The 5,567-nt window shown below is 50.4% G+C and carries 2 tRNA genes and 3 rRNA genes; all 5 read right to left on the reverse strand.

The window, feature by feature from the left end:
* Window positions 1–65 precede the first annotated feature (65 nt).
* A 5S ribosomal RNA gene (gene rrf / locus A2F46_RS11295) occupies window positions 66–179 on the reverse strand.
* A gap of 144 nt (window positions 180–323) precedes the next feature.
* Window positions 324–3,213, reverse strand: a 23S ribosomal RNA gene (locus tag A2F46_RS11300).
* Between the two features lie 313 nt (window positions 3,214–3,526).
* Window positions 3,527–3,602, reverse strand: a tRNA-Ala gene (locus A2F46_RS11305).
* A gap of 18 nt (window positions 3,603–3,620) precedes the next feature.
* Window positions 3,621–3,697: transfer RNA gene (locus A2F46_RS11310), tRNA-Ile, on the reverse strand.
* A gap of 82 nt (window positions 3,698–3,779) precedes the next feature.
* Window positions 3,780–5,318 (reverse strand): 16S ribosomal RNA (locus tag A2F46_RS11315).
* Together the 16S, 23S and 5S rRNA genes with 2 tRNA genes alongside form the textbook arrangement of a ribosomal RNA operon.
* Window positions 5,319–5,567 lie beyond the last annotated feature (249 nt).

Genomic DNA, 5,567 nt, shown 5'->3' on the forward strand with positions numbered 1-5,567 from the left:
TTCAAGAAGCATGAGATGCCCAAAGCAAAGCCCCCTGACATTGCTGTCAGGGGGCTGGAATGGGGGTTTGGCGGTGACCTACTTTCGCATGGAAAGACCATACTATCATCGGCGATGAGTCGTTTCACGGTCCTGTTCGGGATGGGAAGGCGTGGGACCAACTCTCTATGGCCGCCAAACTTAAACTGTACAAATCAGAAAGCCTTTGTCGTATACAGATGAGCTATCCCATCTATACACCTAATCAACTGGTGATGCGTATCGCATCAGTAAGCTTTATCTTTTCAAACTTGCTGCCTTCGCAGCGAAGTCCTTCAAATGATAGAGTCAAGCCTCACGAGCAATTAGTATCGGTTAGCTCCAAGTGTTACCACTCTTCCACACCCGACCTATCAACGTCCTGGTCTCGAACGTCTCTTTAGGGAGATTAAATCTCCAGGGAAGTCTCATCTTCAGGCGAGTTTCACGCTTAGATGCTTTCAGCGTTTATCTCTTCCGAACTTAGCTACCCGGCTATGCCACTGGCGTGACAACCGGTACACCAGAGGTTCGTCCACTCCGGTCCTCTCGTACTAGGAGCAGCCCCCGTCAAACTTCCAACGCCCACTGCAGATAGGGACCAAACTGTCTCACGACGTTTTAAACCCAGCTCACGTACCACTTTAAATGGCGAACAGCCATACCCTTGGGACCGACTACAGCCCCAGGATGTGATGAGCCGACATCGAGGTGCCAAACTCCGCCGTCGATATGAACTCTTGGGCGGAATCAGCCTGTTATCCCCGGAGTACCTTTTATCCGTTGAGCGATGGCCCTTCCATTCAGAACCACCGGATCACTATGTCCTGCTTTCGCACCTGCTCGACTTGTCGGTCTCGCAGTTAAGCTACCTTTTGCCATTGCACTATCAGCCCGATTTCCGACCGGACCTAGGTAACCTTCGAACTCCTCCGTTACTCTTTGGGAGGAGACCGCCCCAGTCAAACTGCCTACCATGCACGGTCCCCGATCCAGTTAATGGATCCGGGTTAGAACCTCAAAGTCACCAGGGTGGTATTTCAAGGTCGGCTCCACAAGAACTAGCGTTCCTGCTTCTAAGCCTCCCACCTATCCTACACAAGTGACTTCAAAGTCCAATGCAAAGCTACAGTAAAGGTTCACGGGGTCTTTCCGTCTAGCAGCGGGGAGATTGCATCTTCACAACCATTTCAACTTCGCTGAGTCTCAGGAGGAGACAGTGTGGCCATCGTTACGCCATTCGTGCGGGTCGGAACTTACCCGACAAGGAATTTCGCTACCTTAGGACCGTTATAGTTACGGCCGCCGTTTACTGGGGCTTCGATCCGGGGCTCTCACCCCTTCAATTAACCTTCCAGCACCGGGCAGGCGTCACACCCTATACGTCCACTTTCGTGTTTGCAGAGTGCTGTGTTTTTATTAAACAGTCGCAGCCACCTATTCTCTGCGACCCCTCACGGCTTACTGAGTAAATCATTCACCATAAGGGGCATACCTTCTCCCGAAGTTACGGTATCAATTTGCCGAGTTCCTTCTCCTGAGTTCTCTCAAGCGCCTTAGAATTCTCATCCTACCCACCTGTGTCGGTTTGCGGTACGGTTCGATTCAAACTGAAGCTTAGTGGCTTTTCCTGGAAGCGTGGTATCTGTCACTTCACGTCCGTAGACGCTCGTCATCACTTCTCGGTATTAAACACCCGGATTTGCCTAAGTGTTCTACCTACCGGCTTAAACGACCTATTCCAACAGGCCGCTGACATAACCTTCTCCGTCCCCACATCGCATTTGAATCAAGTACAGGAATATTAACCTGTTTCCCATCGACTACGCATCTCTGCCTTGCCTTAGGGGCCGACTCACCCTACGCCGATGAACGTTGCGTAGGAAACCTTGGGTTTTCGGCGACAGGGCTTTTCACCCTGTTTATCGCTACTCATGTCAACATTCGCACTTCTGATACCTCCAGCACACTTTACAATGCACCTTCATCGGCCTACAGAACGCTCCCCTACCATGCCAGTAAACTGACATCCGCAGCTTCGGTTACAGATTTGAGCCCCGTTACATCTTCCGCGCAGGACGACTCGACCAGTGAGCTATTACGCTTTCTTTAAATGATGGCTGCTTCTAAGCCAACATCCTGGCTGTCTGGGCCTTCCCACTTCGTTTACCACTTAATCTGTCATTTGGGACCTTAGCTGGCGGTCTGGGTTGTTTCCCTCTTGACACCGGACGTTAGCACCCGATGTCTGTCTCCCGAGGAATCACTTGATGGTATTCTTAGTTTGCCATGGGTTGGTAAGTCGCAATGACCCCCTAGCCATAACAGTGCTTTACCCCCATCAGTGTCTTGCTCGAGGCACTACCTAAATAGTTTTCGGGGAGAACCAGCTATCTCCGAGTTTGTTTAGCCTTTCACCCCTATCCACAGCTCATCCCCGCATTTTGCAACATGCGTGGGTTCGGTCCTCCAGTACCTGTTACGGCACCTTCAACCTGGCCATGGATAGATCACTCGGTTTCGGGTCTACACCCAGCAACTATTCGCCCTATTAAGACTCGGTTTCCCTACGCCTCCCCTAATCGGTTAAGCTCGCTACTGAATGTAAGTCGTTGACCCATTATACAAAAGGTACGCAGTCACCCAATAAATAGGCTCCCACTGTTTGTATGCATCAGGTTTCAGGTTCTATTTCACTCCCCTCCCGGGGTTCTTTTCGCCTTTCCCTCACGGTACTGGTTCACTATCGGTCGATGATGAGTATTTAGCCTTGGAGGATGGTCCCCCCATGTTCAGACAGGATTTCACGTGTCCCGCCCTACTTTTCGTATGCTTAGTACCACCAATGAAATTTCGAATACGGGGCTATCACCCACTATGGCCAAGCTTCCCAGCTTGTTCTTCTATCTCATCGGCTATCACATACAGGCTCTTACGCGTTCGCTCGCCACTACTTGCGCAATCTCGGTTGATTTCTTTTCCTCTGGGTACTTAGATGGTTCAGTTCTCCAGGTTCGCTTCTCATGAGCTATGTATTCACTCATGGATACCGTACAGAATACGGTGGGTTTCCCCATTCGGACATCGCGGGATCACAGCTCTATTGCCAACTCCCCCGCGCTTTTCGCAGGCTTACACGTCCTTCGTCGCCTATCATCGCCAAGGCATCCACCTGATGCACTTATTCACTTGACTCTATCATTTCAAGAACCTCTTTGACTTCGCTCATTACCCGTTGACTGGTCATTCGCTTAAAGCCTCTACTTTGACAAAGCTTACTGCTTGGTTGTACTGATCAGCGCCTTTTGTCTTTCGCTAATCAGTCGATACAATCATCACCCAAATATTTTGTCAGTTTGTTTAATGTACCTTCGGTTGCAACCTTAAGTACCAAACCAACACCTTCTTTGTTTGTTGATTTCGGCTTTCCAATTTGTTAAAGATCGATGCGTTACTTCGCAAATCAAAATACACTTCCACAAGTGTGTTTTGATTTCCAAAGTAGTCTTGGTGGAGGCAAACGGGATCGAACCGATGACCCCCTGCTTGCAAAGCAGGTGCTCTACCAACTGAGCTATGCCCCCAAGGCTCGCCATACTAAGTGGTGGGTCTGGGAGGACTTGAACCTCCGACCCCACGCTTATCAAGCGTGTGCTCTAACCAGCTGAGCTACAAACCCAGGTCTTCCGCTTACTACTTCTTCGCATCTAACATCAGTTTACCGATAAGTGTGAATGCGACTTCGCACTCTTTTTCTCTAGAAAGGAGGTGATCCAGCCGCAGGTTCCCCTACGGCTACCTTGTTACGACTTCACCCCAGTCATGAAGCATACCGTGTTAAGCGGCCCCCCGAAGGTTAGCCTACCCAATTCTGGTATCCCCCACTCCCATGGTGTGACGGGCGGTGTGTACAAGACCCGGGAACGTATTCACCGCAGCATGCTGATCTGCGATTACTAGCGATTCCGACTTCATGCACTCGAGTTGCAGAGTGCAATCCGGACTACGATCGGCTTTCTGAGATTGGCTCCACCTCGCGGCTTGGCTACCCTCTGTACCGACCATTGTATGACGTGTGAAGCCCTGGTCATAAGGGCCATGAGGACTTGACGTCATCCCCACCTTCCTCCGGTTTGTCACCGGCAGTCTCATTAGAGTGCTCAACTAAATGGTAGCAACTAATGACAAGGGTTGCGCTCGTTGCGGGACTTAACCCAACATCTCACGACACGAGCTGACGACAGCCATGCAGCACCTGTGTTACGGTTCCCGAAGGCACAAATCTATCTCTAAATTCTTCCGTACATGTCAAGACCAGGTAAGGTTCTTCGCGTTGCATCGAATTAATCCACATCATCCACCGCTTGTGCGGGTCCCCGTCAATTCCTTTGAGTTTTAATCTTGCGACCGTACTCCCCAGGCGGACAATTTCACGCGTTAGCTACGCTACTAAGGCATCAAGTACCCCAACAGCTAATTGTCATCGTTTAGGGCGTGGACTACCAGGGTATCTAATCCTGTTTGCTACCCACGCTTTCGAGCATGAACGTCAGTGTTATCCCAGGAGGCTGCCTTCGCCATCGGTATTCCTCCACATCTCTACGCATTTCACTGCTACACGTGGAATTCTACCTCCCTCTGACACACTCTAGTTACCCAGTTTCAAATGCACGTCCCAAGTTGAGCTCGGGGATTTCACATCCGACTTAAATAACCGTCTGCGCTCGCTTTACGCCCAGTAATTCCGATTAACGCTTGCACCCTACGTATTACCGCGGCTGCTGGCACGTAGTTAGCCGGTGCTTATTCTTTAGGTACCGTCAGCACTCACTAGTGTTATTAATGAGCTTTTCTTCCCTAACAAAAGTCCTTTACAACCCGAAGGCCTTCTTCAGACACGCGGCATGGCTGGATCAGGGTTGCCCCCATTGTCCAAAATTCCCCACTGCTGCCTCCCGTAGGAGTTTGGGCCGTGTCTCAGTCCCAATGTGGCGGATCATCCTCTCAGACCCGCTACTGATCATCGCCTTGGTGGGCCTTTACCCCACCAACTAGCTAATCAGATATCGGCCGCTCGAATAGCGTGAGGCCCGAAGGTCCCCCACTTTCATTCTCAAATCGTATGCGGTATTAGCCATCCTTTCGGACAGTTATCCCCCACTACTCGGTACGTTCCGATATGTTACTCACCCGTTCGCCACTCGCCATCAGGGTGCAAGCACCCCATGCTGCCGTTCGACTTGCATGTGTAAAGCATGCCGCCAGCGTTCAATCTGAGCCAGGATCAAACTCTTATGTTTAATCTTAGCTTTAATACTTTAAGACCGAAGTCTTACTGGTCTGCTTCAAAGAAATTAACAAGTACGATATTTCTATCATGTCTTGTCTTCTTGAATCAGTGTGAGGCGTCGCCGCACTCACACTTATCGGTAATCTGTTCTGTTAAAGAGCATTGCCGCTAACGCTGAAACCCGCTAAACTTCTCAGTCTTGCTTCGTTTCGTTGCCGCGTCAGCAGCGGAGAAAGCGAACTATACCCACCTCCACTAA

The organism is Snodgrassella sp. CFCC 13594, assembly GCF_001590725.1.
Classification (GTDB): Bacteria; Pseudomonadota; Gammaproteobacteria; order Burkholderiales; family Neisseriaceae; genus Snodgrassella.